At 60.3% G+C, this 15,824-nt stretch carries 14 protein-coding genes, 1 tRNA gene and 1 pseudogene; 10 read left to right on the top strand and 6 right to left on the bottom strand.

Translation table 11 applies throughout. From position 1 onward, the window contains the following. The first annotated feature begins 29 nt into the window (after window positions 1–29). A complete protein-coding gene (locus ACXAC3_RS13180; protein WP_475160825.1) occupies window positions 30–464 on the top strand; it encodes an ion channel in 435 nt (144 codons plus the stop codon). Here ACXAC3_RS13180 and cls read toward each other — a convergent pair. The 3 genes from cls to ACXAC3_RS13165 form a co-directional block, all read right to left on the bottom strand. Continuing rightward, the gene (gene cls, locus ACXAC3_RS13175; RefSeq protein WP_475160822.1) at window positions 461–1,873 is read right to left on the bottom strand and encodes a cardiolipin synthase; all 1,413 of its coding nucleotides are present in this window, start codon (window positions 1,871–1,873) and stop codon (window positions 461–463) included. The genes ACXAC3_RS13180 and cls overlap by 4 nt on opposite strands. Before the next feature lie 129 nt (window positions 1,874–2,002). Then, on the bottom strand, window positions 2,003–3,127 hold the full coding sequence (locus ACXAC3_RS13170; protein ID WP_475160820.1) for an acetoin utilization protein AcuC: 1,125 nt from the start codon (window positions 3,125–3,127) through the stop codon (window positions 2,003–2,005). A 3-nt stretch (window positions 3,128–3,130) separates the two neighbouring features. After that, window positions 3,131–4,216, bottom strand: a complete 1,086-nt coding sequence (locus tag ACXAC3_RS13165) for an AI-2E family transporter (protein ID WP_475160818.1) — start codon at window positions 4,214–4,216, stop codon at window positions 3,131–3,133. Between the two features lie 177 nt (window positions 4,217–4,393). On the opposite strand from ACXAC3_RS13165, the gene ACXAC3_RS13160 reads away from it, so the two are divergent. The 3 genes from ACXAC3_RS13160 (at window position 4,394) to ACXAC3_RS13150 (ending at window position 7,445) form a co-directional block, all read left to right on the top strand. Further along, complete coding sequence (locus ACXAC3_RS13160) at window positions 4,394–5,260, top strand: YihY/virulence factor BrkB family protein (RefSeq protein WP_475160816.1); 867 nt, start codon at window positions 4,394–4,396, stop codon at window positions 5,258–5,260. Continuing rightward, window positions 5,257–7,158: a multiheme c-type cytochrome gene (locus ACXAC3_RS13155; RefSeq protein WP_475160813.1), complete on the top strand. Its 1,902-nt coding sequence runs from the start codon at window positions 5,257–5,259 to the stop codon at window positions 7,156–7,158. The genes ACXAC3_RS13160 and ACXAC3_RS13155 overlap by 4 nt, the downstream gene beginning before the upstream one ends. Before the next feature lie 98 nt (window positions 7,159–7,256). Further along, window positions 7,257–7,445, top strand: coding sequence for a hypothetical protein (locus tag ACXAC3_RS13150; protein WP_475160810.1), 189 nt, complete (start codon window positions 7,257–7,259; stop codon window positions 7,443–7,445). Between the two features lie 2 nt (window positions 7,446–7,447). Here the strand turns inward: ACXAC3_RS13150 and ACXAC3_RS13145 are convergent, their stop codons facing one another. After that, the gene (locus ACXAC3_RS13145; protein ID WP_475160809.1) at window positions 7,448–8,164 is read right to left on the bottom strand and encodes an RlmE family RNA methyltransferase; all 717 of its coding nucleotides are present in this window, start codon (window positions 8,162–8,164) and stop codon (window positions 7,448–7,450) included. Further along, window positions 8,164–9,276, bottom strand: a complete 1,113-nt coding sequence (locus tag ACXAC3_RS13140; RefSeq protein ID WP_475160806.1) for a Ppx/GppA phosphatase family protein — start codon at window positions 9,274–9,276, stop codon at window positions 8,164–8,166. The genes ACXAC3_RS13145 and ACXAC3_RS13140 overlap by 1 nt, the downstream gene beginning before the upstream one ends. A gap of 241 nt (window positions 9,277–9,517) precedes the next feature. On the opposite strand from ACXAC3_RS13140, the gene ACXAC3_RS13135 reads away from it, so the two are divergent. The 6 genes and pseudogenes from ACXAC3_RS13135 (at window position 9,518) to ACXAC3_RS13110 (ending at window position 13,670) form a co-directional block, all read left to right on the top strand. Then, window positions 9,518–9,814 (top strand): virulence factor, encoded by a 297-nt coding sequence (locus tag ACXAC3_RS13135; protein ID WP_475160805.1) that lies wholly within the window; start codon window positions 9,518–9,520, stop codon window positions 9,812–9,814. Between the two features lie 26 nt (window positions 9,815–9,840). Beyond that, on the top strand, window positions 9,841–10,767 hold the full coding sequence (locus tag ACXAC3_RS13130; protein ID WP_475160803.1) for a methylenetetrahydrofolate reductase: 927 nt from the start codon (window positions 9,841–9,843) through the stop codon (window positions 10,765–10,767). A gap of 9 nt (window positions 10,768–10,776) precedes the next feature. Continuing rightward, window positions 10,777–11,840, top strand: a pseudogene (locus ACXAC3_RS13125) (methyltetrahydrofolate cobalamin methyltransferase). Window positions 11,841–11,965: 125 nt separating this feature from the next. Next, a complete protein-coding gene (locus ACXAC3_RS13120; RefSeq protein ID WP_475160800.1) occupies window positions 11,966–12,793 on the top strand; it encodes a polyphosphate kinase 2 family protein in 828 nt (275 codons plus the stop codon). A 64-nt stretch (window positions 12,794–12,857) separates the two neighbouring features. After that, window positions 12,858–12,931: transfer RNA gene (locus ACXAC3_RS13115), tRNA-Gly, on the top strand. Between the two features lie 13 nt (window positions 12,932–12,944). Next, on the top strand, window positions 12,945–13,670 hold the full coding sequence (locus tag ACXAC3_RS13110) for an FkbM family methyltransferase (RefSeq protein ID WP_475160797.1): 726 nt from the start codon (window positions 12,945–12,947) through the stop codon (window positions 13,668–13,670). A 102-nt stretch (window positions 13,671–13,772) separates the two neighbouring features. Here the strand turns inward: ACXAC3_RS13110 and ACXAC3_RS13105 are convergent, their stop codons facing one another. Next, complete coding sequence (locus tag ACXAC3_RS13105; protein ID WP_475160795.1) at window positions 13,773–15,815, bottom strand: ASKHA domain-containing protein; 2,043 nt, start codon at window positions 15,813–15,815, stop codon at window positions 13,773–13,775. Window positions 15,816–15,824 lie beyond the last annotated feature (9 nt).

Below are 15,824 nucleotides of genomic sequence, written 5' to 3'. Positions count from 1 at the left end.
TTCCGGACGGGTACAAGAGATACAGGTTTATGACATTAACGCAGCAGATCGTTTGGGGCAGCATCTATCTTGGCATCTGCTTTCTGATCGAAATCATCCTTCTCACCTGGTGCACGCAAATGGTGCGCGTGATGTCCGTTCGGCTGGAAAACAGCAAAAGATTCGTCTCGATCGCCGGGCCGATCTGTATCGCTTTGATGTTCATTGTGGCTATTCATACGTTCCAGGTTTGGCTTTGGGCGATTGTCTGGGTATTGGGGGATGTCCTGCCCGACTGGAACTCGGCGCTGTATTTCTCGCTGGTAACGTTTACGACGCTCGGCTACGGCGACATTGTTCTGGGGGAGCAACTGCGCATTTTCGGCGCGTTTGCGTCGGTGACCGGGCTGCTGGCGTTTGGATTATCCACGGCATTCATGGTTGCCCTGATGACGCAGGTCTTCAAAGAGGAACTGATGTCCTAGAGGATCGGTGCGAATAGTCGCGCAAGGGGTGATCCAAAGCGGATATAGGCCGGCTGATCGGGCAGATTGCGGGTCAGTTCGTAACTGGATTCGAAGTCCTTGCGCAGCATCGCGTCAACGGCATGCGCCGCGCGCGGATCGAAGAACAGCGCCATCGCTTCAAAATTCAGGCGGAACGAGCGGTTGTCCAGATTGGTTGTTCCCACCACGGCCAATGTGTCGTCGACCACGAACACTTTCTGGTGCATGAAGCCATCGGTATAGCGAAAAACCCGCGCGCCACATTCCCTGATTTCATCAAAATAGGCGAATGCGGCCAGCCAGGGCAGGCGGTGGTCAATTACGTCGGGCACCAGAATGCGCACGTCGACACCACGCAGGGCTGCATGTTGCAACGCCGTCATGATGTCGATGTCCGGCACAAAATAGGGCGACGCGATCCACAGCCTTTCCTTGGCCTCGGTGATGGCGGCAAAGAACATCATCGCCCCGGTTTCGGTCTCGTCGCCCGGGCCGGTGGCCACCAGCAACGCGTTCATGTCCTGCTCGGATTCCGATCCTGCCCAATCCAGCTGATCGATCAGGTCCTCGTCATGTGCCCAATGCCAGTCTTCGGTGAAGATCAGTTGCAGTTGCCGGACAATGTGGCCGGTCATTCGGATATGCGTGTCGCGCCAGTGGCCGAAATGGGCGTCCTGCCCCAGATATTCGACGCCCACATTGTGCCCGCCGATAAATCCGGTTTCGCCGTCAATGATCACGGTCTTTCGGTGATTGCGATAGTTGAGCTGAAACCGGTACTGCGGCCCGCGGCGATCCCGGGGGTTCGCAATCTCGATCCCCGCTGTGCGCAGGGCGTCAAGGTAGGCGGTCGGAAGGCCGTAGCTGCCCACCGCGTCGGTCATGAACCGGATGCAGACGCCACGTTCTGCTGCCGCGATCAGTTTTGCTTGCAGTTTCTTGCCCAGCGCATCGTCGCGCACGATGTAGAACTGAATCAGGACATAGTTCTGTGCGTCGTCGATGGCCTGGAATATGGCATCGAAAGTGGCCTGTCCGTCCACCAGTAATTCCGCCCCGTTTCCGCGCGAAACGGGCAGGTGCGCCAGTGCTTCGAACGGGCGCGGGTTGATCGGCATTCTTTCGGCGTCGGGTTTGGAAAAATCCGCAAAGGTCTTGATGCCCTCGACAACCCGTTCGCTTTGCTTTCTGGCGATGCGATACCCGCGAAACCTGTGGTGGCCGAGAAACAGGTACAAAGGTACCCCCAGCAGCGGCGTGGCGATCAGAAATACCACCCACCCCACGGCCCCCTGCGGCGTGCGCGCGGTCTGCGCAGCGCGTATCGAAAAGACGATGGCCGTCGCGTAGAGGAAGAAGACGAGCGCGGAAACGAGAAGTGTCCACATGGGGTTATCGGTCTCTTGCCTTGTTAATCGGTACCAGTGTAGATGCGATCCCGGTCCTGCGCCATATCGCAAAGTATCTACACAACTTTTGACGTACGGGCAGCACGTTTGCCGGCAACCAATTGCCGATCACTGGCGTACGGATTGAGAAATCCGATCCGACAGGATGCGCATGTCCGCGCGCAGCTCCGGGCGTATCTTACCTTCGTTCGGAGCGTCGCGCAGCGTTTTGAACCAGTGCTGAGGAGGCCGTTTTCCTGCGGCCCGGTTCCACGTCAGGGTGTGAAGAACTGTCTGTGCTTCCGGCGCAAGCGTTTCGGGGATGTCGAACCCGTTCAGGATCGCCCAGACGCCGGTCCACAGCCTGCCCACGGACCAGGGGTTATACCCACCGCCGCCCAGAACCAGAAACCTTGGCGCCTGATCGCGCAGGCTGGCGACCGCGAGCCAGTGGGCGTTGTTGGACAGCGTCAGGCGGGACAGCGGGTCTTCGGCTACGGCGTCGGCCCCGCATTGCATCACGATGGCCTGCGGGCGAAAGGCGACCGTGGCCGGCAGTATGACCTGATCGAGAATGGCGAGAAACTCACTGTCATTGAGGCTGCGGGCAACGGGAAGGTTCCACGCCGCGCCGCCCGCATCATCATCCAGCGCGCCGGTAAACGGCCATCTGCGCGCCTCGTGGATCGAAATCATCCGCACCACGTCCGAGCCATGAAACGCGGCCGCAACCCCATCGCAGTGATGCGCGTCGATATCGACATAGACGATGCGATCAAGCCCGGCGTTCAGAAGGGTTCGTATCGCCAGAACCGGATCATTCAGATAGCAGAACCCATTGGCGCGATCAGGCAGACCGTGATGGGTGCCGCCCGCCGGATTGAACACGATCCCGCCCTCACGGATCAGTTCCGCACCCAGCATCGACCCGCCCGCAGCGGTGGCCGGACGTCGGAACATTTCCGCAAATACCGGGTTTGAGATTGTGCCCAGACCGTGTCTGGCGCGGATATCCTCGGAAACCCTTTGCTGCTTTTCCGCCAGCCTCAGGGCCGAGATGTATTCGGGTGTGTGAAAGCTCTGCAACGCGCTTGGCTTGGCGCAGGGGCTGACGCGATAGTTCCTGGAATTCAGCCATCCCAGCGCGCGGCACAGATCGATGACCGTGGACACGCGCGGAATCGCCAGGGGATGCTTTGAGCCATAGGTCGAATTGCGATAGATTTCCGACCCGATGAAAACCGGCCGTCGCATGGACTAACCGGCCGTTTGCGGGCGGTCATCCTCGCCCAGCCTGCCGTCCAGTGACATCAGAATGGCGATGGGGCGCAGCGCGGGGATATGGCTGAATACGATCAGGATGCAAACAGTCAGCGGAACGCTCAGGAAGGACCCGATCAGCCCCCAGACCGTGGTCCAGAAGGTCAGCGCCAGAATGACCAGAAACGTGGACATGTTCAGAGACCGCCCCAACATTGCGGGATCCAGGAAATTTCCGATCAGGAATTGCAGGGTGCCGCACCCCAATACAATGATCAGAAACGGCCCGATCGATTCAAACTGCACCAGCGCAATCATTGATGGAAACACCACCGCGATGATCGAGCCGATCGAGGGAATGAAGTTCAGCGCGAAGGTCAGCACAGCCCAGGTTTCGGCATATTCCAGACCCAACAGCTTGAAGACCAGATAGCTGATGGTCGCCGTAATCAGACTGATGAACGTCTTGACCCCGACATAGCGTTGCAGGCTGAAGGAAATCGCATCGAGTATGGCGGCAAACTCCGCACCCGTTTTCGGATCGCCCGCTGCAAGCCGTATCTTTTTCCGAAAGGCCAGCCGTTCGGCCATAAGGAAGGCGACGTAGAGGCTGATCAGAAAGAAATGGTTCAGCAGGGATGTGGCGCTGCCCAGCAGGACGCGGGCCACATAGGACATGTCGATGCTGATCAGGTTGTCCCGGATAAAGGTGGTCACGTCATTGCCCACCAGCCCGGCGATGCGGTTCACCGCGTTGTCGAACTGGGCCTCATAGGTGTTGATCGAGCGCGCGAACTGGGTCGCCTGACTGCCCAGAATGTACATGATGACGAACAGGCCGGCCAGAACCACGGTGACGCCCGCGATATTGGCCAGCCAGACGGGCGCGCGGGTCAGGGCGATGATTCGGTCGCTGAGCGCAATGATCAGGACATTGATCAGCAATGCCATGGTCAGGGGCACCAGAAACGCCGACCCTGCATATAGTCCCAGCACCATGAGTGTCGCCACTATCGACACGTCGCGCACGACGGACAGCTTCAGTTTCGTCGGCTTGGAAGCGATGTCATTGTCCAAAGTCATTGATCGGCCCGTATCAGGAACTGCACTTTGCGCGGCGGGGCAGCGGATTGTGTGTGCCGCCGATCCTGCACAGCAAGGCCGGATTATGCAATGCGGCCAGTCATTTGTAAGGGATAAATTGAGACATCCCCGGAATTGGCGGTTCTTTGAGCGGGACGGGCGGGTTAGTCTTTGTGAATGAGCGCACGAGTGATTCCCTTATTTGGACGACCGGTTCAGGCGCTTTGGCTGGCCATCATCCGCTTTGGCGCCAAGAACGGGTTCGTCATGAGCAGCCATGTCGCCATGTCGCTTATGCTGGCCCTGTTTCCCTTTGTTCTGTTTACTGTGGCGCTGGCGGGGGCACTGTCTCAGGACTATGTCACGGACGAGTTGATCGAGCTGCTTTTTGGCGCGTGGCCGCAGGATGTCGCGGGGCCGATTGTCACCGAGCTGCGCGCCGTCCTTGCGGAATCCGGGTCCGGTGTCATCACGCTGGGGGGACTTCTTGCGATCTTCTTTGCCTCGAACGGTGTGGTTGCCGTGCGCGCTGCGATCAATCAGGCGTATCATGACCGTGACAGCTGGCCATTCTGGAAGACGCGCTTGTTGTGCCTGGGGCTGGTCGTTGTGGGCGGTGCCGCCATTCTGGCAATCGCCGCGGTCGAGGTTGTTTTGCCGTTCTACACGCGGCTGGTATCCGAAAAGACCGATGTCAATGTCTCTGACTGGCTATCGGTGGACCGGCTGCGCTGGACCTTCACGGTGGCGGTTCCGGCGGGCACGGTGATCCTGGCGCATTTGGTTCTGCCGACGCGGCGTCACAGGGTGATGCAGATTTTGCCGGGCGTGCTGCTGACCCTTGCCCTTTGGACGGCGGGCGGTTGGGGGTTTTCGATCTATATCGGACAGTTCGCAACCTACAGCGCCACCTATGCCGGATTAGCGGGGGCCATGGCGGCATTGATCTTTCTGTACCTCTGTGCGGCGATCCTGATCCTTGGGGCGGAATTCAACGGCGCGCTGATGGATCTGCAAAGCGGACCGGAAGGGCGCGCCTCGTGAGGTTCGTCGCCGCCGCAATCGCGATGTTCGTGCCCCTTACTGCTTTTGCCCAGACCCCGACTTATGTCGGCTCTGCCCAATGCGTGAACTGCCATGAGGAGGAGGCCGAGGCCTGGTCGACTTCGCACCACGCGCTGGCCTGGACCTCTGTTGCGTCCGGGCACGTCAAGGCGGATTTCGAAGGCACTCGCTTTGACCATGACGGAATGTCTGTCGAGTTTGACGAAATGGATGACGTGTTGCAGGCCCATGTGACCGAAAAGGACGGCGCAACAACCCTTTATGATGTGCATTCGGTCGTCGGGATCGAACCTTTGCAGCAATACCTGTTCGAAACACAGCCCGGCCGTCTGCAAAGCTTTGACGTTGTCTGGGACACGGAACAACAACGCTGGTTCCACCTGTATCCCGATCAGGACCTGCCGCCCGGCGACGGTCTGCACTGGACCGGCCCTTATAAGAACTGGAACGCGCGCTGTGCCGAATGCCATGCGACCGGGTTCGAAAAAAACTACGATGTGCAAACCAGAACCTACAGGTCAAAGCAGGCCGAAATCGGTGTCGGGTGCGAGGCCTGTCACGGCCCCGGATCGGCGCATATCGATTGGACCAATGGCCAGACGGTTGCTGCCGGCCTGAACAAATTCGGCTTTACCATGAGTTGGGGCAGGGGCCGCACCGAGGCCGAGATTCAGCAATGCGCCGGTTGCCATTCCCGGCGCGAGGCGCATCAGGACGGAAACCCGTTACCCGGAACCCCTTATCACGACGCCTATAATCTGGCAGTGCTGCGCCCCGGTCTCTACCAGTTCGACGGTCAGATTCAGGACGAGGTCTATGTTTACGGCTCGTTCCTGCAATCGAAGATGTATGACCGGGGCGTTGGTTGCATGCATTGTCACGAACCTCATGGCGCCAGGCTTCGGGCCGAAGGAAACGGGGTCTGCACACAGTGCCACTCGCCGGTTGCCAACCCGGAGTTTCCAACGCTTACGGCGAAAGATTACGACTCTGTTGGCCATCATCAACACCCGGAAAACAGCGACGGTGCGCAGTGCAAGTCCTGCCACATGATCGAACGTGTCTATATGGGCGTGGATGGCAGGCGCGATCACAGTTTTCGTATTCCGCGACCCGACCTGAATTTGGGGCAGGATGCCTGCACCGATTGCCACCGCGACGAAGATCAGGACTGGGCCGCGCAGCAGATTGAGGCATGGTTTCCCGATTCCGCGCGTCGGGGCGCACATTTTGGCACGGCCTTTCAGGCGGCGACGACCGGGCGCATGGACGGGCCAGAGGATCTTTTGGCCATTGCGACCGACCCGGGACAGCCGGGGATCGTCCGCGCAACGGCGGTATATTTGCTGCAACCCTTCGGATCAGCGGACGTTGCCGCGAACACCGCCGCAATGCTGACTGATCCGGACCCTCTGGTGCGTGCCAACGCGGCCCCGTTACAGCGTCAGGCCGGGTTGCCAGAGCGGGTAGAGCGCCTTGAACCCTTGCTCTCGGACCCGATGCTGAACGTGCGGATTTCGGCCGCGAAAGAGTTCCTGACCATTCCGATGCAATCCCTGAACCCCGCCCAGCAGGCGCTGGTCGGGCAGGGTATGGGCGAGTGGCAGGCGGCGTTGTCCAACCGTTTGGACTTTCCCGAGACACATCTTGTGCTGGGCGGGACGGCCCTGACATTTCGGGACGCGCCAGCCGCCGAACGCGCCTTTCGCGAGGTCGTCACTCTGGACTCGCAGCGGGCCGAAGCGTGGCCGATACTGGTGCAACTGGCCCAGATCAACCGCGGCCCTGACGCCGCGCGCGAAGTTCTGCGCGAGGGGCTGGCCAGCTTACCCGCCAGCCCGGAACTGCGACAACTCAAGGCGCAGCTTGATCCCTGAAACGGCATCGCGTGGCCCGGTTTACGCCACGTTCCCGGCAAAATCTCCGGTTAATGAATTTGGCTAAGCAGAACCCTGGACAGGTCCATAGGTAGCCAATGTTTGAAAAACCAGTCCATACATGGCAGTTGCAGCGCCCCTTGTCGCTGAACCAGCGGATTGCCGATCTTCAGGCCCGAAAACCTGAATACATCAACCATGGCGAAGCCCTGCTTTTGCAACGCACCGCCGCGGCTTCTCTGCGCGAACAGGTGCTGACGGGCGACAGTATTTCCCTGGACGATTGAACTCAGCCCCGGAAACCGGTTGCGACCACGAATTTTTCGGAACTGTCCGACCGGGACGCAGGCGGCTTCACATTCGCCACCTTTTCGAATTTCTGTTTCAGCAGCTTTTGCAGATCGCCTTCCGCGCCCCCGGCCAGCACCTTGGCAACAAATGTGCCGCCTTCTTCCAGAACGTCAAAGGCGAAATAGGCCGCGGTTTCGCACAGGGCCATGATGCGCAGATGGTCCGTCTGTTTGTGCCCGGATGAGGCCGCCGCCATATCCGACATCACCACATCCGCCTTGCCGCCCAGCCAGTCCTTGACCTTTTGATCGGCGTCGTCCTCCATGAAGTCCAGCACGTGGGTGTCCGCGCCAGCCACGGGTTCGACCTCTTGCAGATCCACGCCCAGAACCGTGCCGACGCGTTTGCCCGAGCGTTCGCCCAGCGCGTTTACGCGTTTCACCGCCACCTGACACCAGCCACCGGGGGCGCAGCCCAGATCGACCACGCGCGCGCCGGGGACAAGAAAGCGAAACTTGTCGTCCAGTTCCAGAATTTTGAACGCCGCACGCCCGCGATAGCCTTCGGCCTGCGCGCGTTTCACATACGGGTCGTTCAGCTGCCGCTCAAGCCAGCGGGTCGAGCTGAGCTTGCGCCCGCGCGCGGTCTTGACCTTAACCTTCAGGTCGCGTTGTCCACGGCCTGAGGTATTCTTTCCACTCGGTGTCTTCGCCATCAGAACGGTCCGTCTTCCAATACGCCGTCCGCGCTCATCTGCGCATAAAGCAGACCTTCGCGCAGCCCACGGTCCGCCACGGAAAGGCGGTCGGTGGGCCAGCAGCGTAACAAAGCCTGCAAAATGGCCGAGCCGGACATGATCAGGGCCTGCCGGTCATCGCCGATACGCGGATCTCGCCGCCGCCCCAGTGGGCCGAGTTCTAAGTATCCCCGTATCACTTTGTCAATCTGATCGCTGGTCATGCGCAGACCGTCCACCTTGGTCCGATCATAACGCTTCAACCCCAGATGCGAGGCAGCCACGGTCGTCACCGTGCCGCTGGTGCCGACGATCTGAAACCCTTCGCGCGCCTGTTCATCCTTGTAGGGCGCGAAATCGGCCAGATTTTCTTCGAAGAACCAGCTCATCAGCGCAAACCGGGCCGAGTCATCCTCGACATCGTTGAACTGGTCGCGCAGTGTCGCGACACCCAGCGGCACGCTGATCCAGTCCACGACCTTGGCCGCCGGAAACGGGCTTTCAACCGTGTGGAACCCGTTATGCAGGCGCATGATTGCAGCTGGACGGTCGCGGCGGGGCACCGAAGAGATGTCGATCCACACCAGCTCGGTCGAGCCGCCCCCGATGTCCACGACCAGCAATTGCTCGGTCTTGGTCGAGACCAGCGGCGCGCAGGAAATGACGGCCAGACGCGCCTCTTCCTCGGGCTGGATGATCTCAAGTGTCAGTCCGGTCTCACGCTTGACTTGCCGGATAAAGTCGCGAGAGTTTCGCGCGCGGCGGCACGCCTCGGTCGCGACCAGACGCATCCGTCTGACCCTGTTGCGTTTCAGCTTTTGCTGACAGATGCGCAGCGCCTGAATGGTGCGCGCCATCGACGACCGCGACAGTCGTCCGGTCCGTTCCAGCCCCGCGCCCAACTGCACGGATTTGGAAAAACTGTCTACCACATGGAACCCGCTGCCCTTGGGCTGGGCTATCAACATGCGGCAGCTATTTGTTCCCAGATCCAGCGCCGCATACAACGCATCTGGATCGGGTCTTGCCGGCGCGGGGCTTTCGACCGCCTTCGGGAACGCGCCCGCACCTTTGGGACGCTTGGGCGCCATCGTAACGCCCTCCGATTTTCGAGTTACCCCGACCATAGGTCGGGCGGTTGGTTCGTGCAAGACGCTCATTAAAGTGTTGAGTATTTTGATATGCGACTTCGACCGGGAATTGGTTACAAGCCCCGGTATCCCATCGTGGGCAAAAAGGTCGCTTGAAATACGCCGTGTGTCGAAAATCGACCGACCTTGGCCCATATAGAAGTCTAGAACCACTCCATCTGGTTAGGAGGAATCAAAGGCTATGCCTGACGTCACCATCGTATACTGGCGCGACATTCCCGCCCAAGTCATCGTCGGCAAAGGCCGCCGGGGCGCCAAGCGGCAGTTGGAGGAGCGGTTCGAGCAAGCCATCGACCGGGCCGCGATGAAGGTGAACGCCAAGGACAGCGATGCCTACCTGGCTGAATGGCGCAAGGCCGAACCCTTTGCTGTGGACGGAGACCCGTCCGAGATTGCCGAGGCCGAAGCCGTGCGTCTGGAGACGGAATACGATCAGGAGCGCGTCAAGGCCCTGATCGCCAATGACGGTTGGGCATGAGCCCCAGATCTATATGGGAGGCCGCAATGGCTTTGCTGAACTTCAAGAAACGTGATGCGGCCGAAAAGGCCCCGGTAAACCCGACCGTCGAAGCCTTTTTGCAGGGCTATTCGATCGAGGTGATGCCGCGCACCGCCGAAAAGATCGAGGATTTCCGCGCGCTGCTGCCCGAAGGCACCCGCGTCTATATCGCTCATATCGAAGGCACGCCGATCGAAGACATGGTCAAGACCGCCAAGCGGATCGCGGCCGAAGGGTATCCCGTGATGCCGCACTTCCCGGCGCGGATCATCAAAGATGCAAATACGCTGGAAAACTGGATATCCATGTATCAGGGCGAAGCGGGTGTCGATCAGGCGCTGCTGCTGGCCGGTGGTGTCGCGAATCCGCATGGTGAATTCGACAGCTCGATGCAATTGCTGGAATCCGGCCTGTTCGACAAGGCGGGCTTCAAACGTCTGCACGTGGCGGGTCACCCCGAGGGCAACAAGGACATCGACCCGGATGGCTCGACCAGGAATGTCGACGACGCGCTGCGCTGGAAGCAGAAGTTCAACGAAACGACCGATGCGGAAATGGCGCTGGCCACGCAGTTTGCCTTTGACGCCAAGCCGATCATCGCATGGGCGGACGGTCTGAAGGCCGCAGGTATCGACCTGCCGATCCATATCGGAATTGCCGGTCCGGCCAAACTGCAGACCCTGATCAAGTTCGCCATCGCCTGTGGTGTCGGCCCGTCGCTGAAGGTCCTGCAGAAGCGCGCGATGGATGTCTCAAAGCTGTTGCTGCCCTACGAGCCGACCGATGTGATCACCGAACTGGCCAACCACAAAGCGGCCAACCCGGAGTTCAACATCACCAACGTGCATTTCTTCCCGCTCGGCGGCATCAAGACCAACGCCAACTGGGCTATCGACAACGGCGGCGCTTCGGCAAAGCCTGCAAACTCCTAAGGAACGGACATGACCCGTACAGTCGTAAATCAAAAACAAAAACCGCCGTTCTGGGCTTTGACGAACCGTTCTGCGTGATCGGCGAGCGGATCAACCCGACCGGCCGCAAGAAACTGGCCGCCGAACTGGAAGCGGGCGATTTCTCGACCGTTGAGAAAGACGCCATCGCCCAGGTCGCTGCAGGCGCGACCGTTCTGGATATCAACGCGGGCGTTGTCTACAACTCGAACCCCAACCCGAACGAGACCGAACCGCCGCTGATGCGCAAGATCGTCGAGTTGGTGCAGGGTCTGGTTGAGGTTCCGCTGTGCATCGACAGCTCTGTTCCCGGCGCGCTGGAGGCCGGCCTTGAGGCGGCTGAGGGCCGTCCGCTGCTGAACTCGGTCACGGGCGAGGAAGAGCGTCTGGAACTGGTTCTGCCGCTGGTCAAGAAATACAACGTTCCGGTGGTCGCGATCTCGAACGATGACACCGGCATCTCCGAAGACCCCGATGTGCGTTTCGAAGTTGCGAAGAAGATTGTTGAGCGTGCCGCCGATTTCGGCATCCCGGCGCATGACATTGTCGTGGACCCGCTGGTTATGCCCATCGGCGCGATGGCAACCGCTGGTCAGCAGGTGTTTGCTCTGGTCCGTCGCCTGCGCGAGGAACTGGGCGTGAACACAACCTGCGGCGCGTCCAACATCTCGTTCGGCCTGCCGAACCGCCACGGTATCAACAACGCGTTCCTGCCGATGGCGATGGGCGCGGGTATGACTTCGGCGATCATGAACCCGGTGGCCCTGCCGGTTGGCCCGAAGAAGTTGGCCGAGAAGAAAGCGGAAGTCGAAGCGAAAGGCATCGTTCTGCCCGCGGACATGGATGACGAAACCTTTTGCCAGCTGTTCGGTCTGGGTTCGACCCTGCCGCGTGCCGGTAAAGAGATGGAGGCCATCCGCGCGGCCAATCTGCTGACCAACAACGACCCGCATGGTGGTGCCTGGATCAAGTTCAACAAAGCGCCGGACGAAGCCGGTGCCGCCGGTGCGGCAGGCGGTCGTCGCGGTGGCGGTCGCCGGCGCCGCGCCGGATAGGCAACGCCCAGACATCAAAGGCCGGGCCCAGTGCCCGGCCTTTTTCGTTTTGACACCGATCAAGGCTGGTTCATCATTGGTTTGCGATATTGGCAGAACCCCAACAGATAGGTTCAGGTGCAACGATGAGCAAACATCATCCCCCGAAACTGGCGGACACAGACCTCGGCAAGCGTTTAAACAAGCAGGATTATTTCGAACAACTCGCCGCGCTGCAGGCGCAGCTTGCGCTGATTCAGCAGGCGTTTCTGTTTCATGGGGTTAAGGGCGTTCTGGTGTTTGAAGGCTGGGATGCGGCAGGCAAGGGGGGGACGATCCGGCGGATCAGCCAGGCGCTGGACCCGCGCAGCTTCAAGGTCTGGCCGATCGGTGCGCCCCGAAACTACTATCTGAACCGGCACTATCTGCTGCGTTTCTGGGAAAGGCTGCCGCCGGCCGGGGCCATCTCGGCCTTTGATCGCAGCTGGTACGGGCGTGTGCTGGTCGAACGGATCGAAAGCCTTACTCCGAAAGAACGCTGGCGCGCCGCGTATCAGGAGATCAATGATTTCGAACGCATGCTTGTCGATGACGGAACCCGGATCGTGAAGTTGTTCTTTCACATTTCTCCGGACGAGCAGATGGCAAGGTTCACCGAGCGTCTGCGCAATCCGATGAAGCGCTGGAAGCTGACCTACGAGGATTTCCGAAATCGTGAACGCTGGGCGGAAACTGAAGTCGCTGTGGACGAAATGCTGGCGCGCACATCGACGGCAATCGCCCCCTGGCATGTGATTCCCGCCAACAACAAGAAATACGCCCGTATCAAGGCGATGCGCGCAATTGTTGATGCGTTTTCCACGGATGTCGACCTGAACCCGCAGCATCTGGATCAGCGAACGCTGGACGCGGCCTGTCAGGCGCTGGACGTGGACCAGTCCTTGATCGACAGCCTGCGCGCCCGAACAGAATAGCGCCCAATCAGCACCGAAACGTGCTTGAAGTCTGCCAGACGAGAGTGCTATCCAATCCAACGCGGCGGGTATGATGTAATGGTAGCCTGTCAGCTTCCCAAGCTGAACGCGCGGGTTCGATTCCCGCTACCCGCTCCAAGGGATCTCGGTCATGAAGAAACAGCTGACGCGGCGGGCGCAAGTAGTCGCAAAAAAGGGCGGGCCTGTCGGATCGCTGGCGCGGTTGTCCGCCGTCGCGCATGAGGACGGCGCCCTGTTCGACATCGGCGTGAACCGGGGAACCATCGCCCGCCACCTGATCCGCATTTTCCCCGACTGCCCCTGCTTTCTGTTTGAACCCCTGCCAGAACAGGCCAGCTTTCTGGCCAACAGGTTTTCCTCGTTCTCGGCCGTGAATGTCGTGCAGCAGGCGCTTAGCGATACGCCGGGCGAAGCCGAGTTTTTTGTTGGCAAAAGTCTAGGAACGTCCTCGCTGCTGCCGATGAGTGACGAGACGGTTGCAAACCACCCGGAATCCGAGGTCGTTTCATCCATTCAGGTGCAAGTGAACACAATCGACGCCTTTTGTGAGGAGAATGGCATCTCGCACATCTCCTGCATGAAGATCGACGCGCAGGGGTCCGAGCTGAATATATTCAGAGGTGCCACGCAGATGCTGTCCGAGCAGCGCATCGACATGATCATGTTCGAATGGTTCGCAACGCCGCATTATGCGAATTGTCCCCTGATTCTGGACCTTTGGAACGAGTTGGATCGGTTCAATTATTCCATGTACGACATTTTCCCCGGCCGATCCGCGCCCAGCGGGCAGCGCCGGTTCGGGGATGCCGTCTTTATCTCAGACAAGTTTCGCAGGGAAAGACTGCCGTTTCTGTGATGCCGGAAACCGGGCGTTGCACCGCCCGACCTCTGCGCGTTCTTGATACAGCTTTCAGGTGGTGGCCGCCAACGGCACCACTATCACCGGCCGCAGGCCATCCTATGACCGGCGGCGGCGGCGACGGCCCGATTTCTCCTCGTCCCCGCCGGTGTTGAAGGATGGTGCGGGCAGCGTGACCACCTGCGCCAGTTCCGGGAACGGGTCCGTCTTGTGCGGGATGGCGTTCGCCGCGACGAAATGATCCTGAAACTTGGGCTCGATGGCTGTTTCGACTTTGGTAATCTCGCGCACGACGCGTTCGATCTCGGCCCGCGAACCGATGTTGCACAGCGCAATCCGGGCGCCGGTTCCGGCGGCGTTGCCGGCGCTGTTCACCTTGTCCAGCGGCGCGTCCGGGATCATGCCCAAAACCATCGCGTGTTTGGTCGAGATATGCGCGCCGAACGCCCCGGCCAGAACCACGCGATCTACCTTGTCGACGCCCATTTCGTCCATCAGCAGGCGCGCGCCGGCATAAAGCGCGGATTTGGCCAGTTGGATGGCGCGGATATCACCCTGGGTAACGGTGATGCGCGGACCGCCCTCGGCGCTGGCATCGTGGATCAGATAGGCGTGGGTGCGGCCTTCGGGGACACAGCGGGCTGTGCCGGTTTGGTCGGCAGACCCGATCAGTCCGCTTTCATCCAGCAACCCGGCAATGCGCATTTCGGCGACGGCTTCGATAATGCCCGAACCGCATATGCCAGTGATTCCCGTAGTTGCGACATCCCGGTCAAACCCTTCTTCGTCCGACCATCTATCGGACCCGATCACGCGAAAGCGGGGTTCCTTGGTGACGGGATCGATCTCGATCCGCTCGATTGCTCCGGGTGCGGCGCGCTGGCCGGAACTGATCTGCGCACCCTCGAAGGCGGGCCCTGTCGGAGAGGAACAGGCCAGCACGCGAGAGGTGTTGCCCAGCAGGATTTCCGCGTTGGTTCCAACATCGACGATCAGCACGAGGTCTTCGGATTTTCCGGGCTCCTCCGACAACGCCACAGCCGCACAATCCGCACCAACATGGCCTGCGATGCAGGGCAGGATGTAGACCTGCGCGCGCGGGTTCATTTTGGTCAGGTCCATGTCACGGGCAGGCAGCGACATGCTTTCCGAAGTCGCCAGCGCAAACGGCGCCTGACCCAGTTCGACCGGGTCCAGACCCAGCAGCAGATGATGCATGACCGGGTTGCAGACGAACACGGTTTCGACAATCAGCGCGGGGTCAATATCGGCCTCTTCCGCAATCGAGGAGGTCAGATCGTTGATCGCCTCGCGGACGGCCCTGGTCATTTCCTTGTCCCCGCCAGGGTTCATCATCGAGTAGGACACCCGGCTCATCAGGTCTTCTCCGAACCTGATTTGCGGGTTCATCAGACCCGAGGAGGTTTTGACCTCACCGGTTTCCAGATCGGTCAGGTGGGCCGCGATCGTGGTTGAGCCAAGGTCAATCGCCAACCCGTACAGCCCGCTCTCATGCAGGCCGGGCCAGATTTCAACGATCCGGGCCACCTCGTCCTTGTGGCCCTTGTGAAGGGCGACCGTGACCTCCCATTTCCCTTTGCGCAGAACCGGTTGCAGCTTGGACATCAGGGACAGGTCAGCGGTGACAGCGTCGATCTTCCACTGCTGGCGCAGGGCCCGTTCCAGACGTTCCAGATCGCCGGTGGGCGAGTGCATATCGGGCTCTTCCACGACCACAAAATAAAGCCGGGTCGCAGGGTCCATCGTAATGGCCCGCGCGGCGGCCGCTTTGCGGACCACCTGACGGTGTACCTGGCTTTCGGGGGGGACGTCGATCACAATGTCGCCCTGAACGGTCGCCTGACATCCCAGACGGCGGCCGGGCTTCAGCCCGCGTTTGTCGTCATAGCGCTGTTCGACGGCATTCCACGCACTCAGCGCAGTGTCCGAGACGGTGACGCCGTGTTTGGGAAACTCACCATAGCTGGGCGTGATCTGACATTTCGAGCAAATCCCACGCCCGCCACAGACCGAATCCAGATCGACCCCAAGCTGCCGGGCGGCAGTCAGAACCGGAGTGCCCACGGGGAAATGCCCGCGTTTGCCCGACGGGGTAAAGACAACAAGGGGGTCGGTGGTCATGTCTGGCCT

The sequence above is a fragment of the Ruegeria sp. ABV4_181 genome, assembly GCF_056158465.1.
This window is presented reverse-complemented; position numbering and strand designations above follow the sequence as displayed.

What these genes read in the sequence shown, in the direction of transcription:
- ACXAC3_RS13180 (WP_475160825.1), top strand. Translation starts at nt 30, where the DNA reads ATGACATTAACGCAGCAGATCGTTTGGGGCAGCATCTATCTTGGCATC.
- cls (WP_475160822.1), bottom strand. Translation starts at nt 1,873, where the DNA reads ATGTGGACACTTCTCGTTTCCGCGCTCGTCTTCTTCCTCTACGCGACG.
- ACXAC3_RS13170 (WP_475160820.1), bottom strand. Translation starts at nt 3,127, where the DNA reads ATGCGACGGCCGGTTTTCATCGGGTCGGAAATCTATCGCAATTCGACC.
- ACXAC3_RS13165 (WP_475160818.1), bottom strand. Translation starts at nt 4,216, where the DNA reads ATGACTTTGGACAATGACATCGCTTCCAAGCCGACGAAACTGAAGCTG.
- ACXAC3_RS13160 (WP_475160816.1), top strand. Translation starts at nt 4,394, where the DNA reads ATGAGCGCACGAGTGATTCCCTTATTTGGACGACCGGTTCAGGCGCTT.
- ACXAC3_RS13150 (WP_475160810.1), top strand. Translation starts at nt 7,257, where the DNA reads ATGTTTGAAAAACCAGTCCATACATGGCAGTTGCAGCGCCCCTTGTCG.
- ACXAC3_RS13145 (WP_475160809.1), bottom strand. Translation starts at nt 8,164, where the DNA reads ATGGCGAAGACACCGAGTGGAAAGAATACCTCAGGCCGTGGACAACGC.
- ACXAC3_RS13140 (WP_475160806.1), bottom strand. Translation starts at nt 9,276, where the DNA reads ATGGCGCCCAAGCGTCCCAAAGGTGCGGGCGCGTTCCCGAAGGCGGTC.
- ACXAC3_RS13135 (WP_475160805.1), top strand. Translation starts at nt 9,518, where the DNA reads ATGCCTGACGTCACCATCGTATACTGGCGCGACATTCCCGCCCAAGTC.
- ACXAC3_RS13130 (WP_475160803.1), top strand. Translation starts at nt 9,841, where the DNA reads ATGGCTTTGCTGAACTTCAAGAAACGTGATGCGGCCGAAAAGGCCCCG.
- ACXAC3_RS13120 (WP_475160800.1), top strand. Translation starts at nt 11,966, where the DNA reads ATGAGCAAACATCATCCCCCGAAACTGGCGGACACAGACCTCGGCAAG.
- ACXAC3_RS13110 (WP_475160797.1), top strand. Translation starts at nt 12,945, where the DNA reads ATGAAGAAACAGCTGACGCGGCGGGCGCAAGTAGTCGCAAAAAAGGGC.
- ACXAC3_RS13105 (WP_475160795.1), bottom strand. Translation starts at nt 15,815, where the DNA reads ATGACCACCGACCCCCTTGTTGTCTTTACCCCGTCGGGCAAACGCGGG.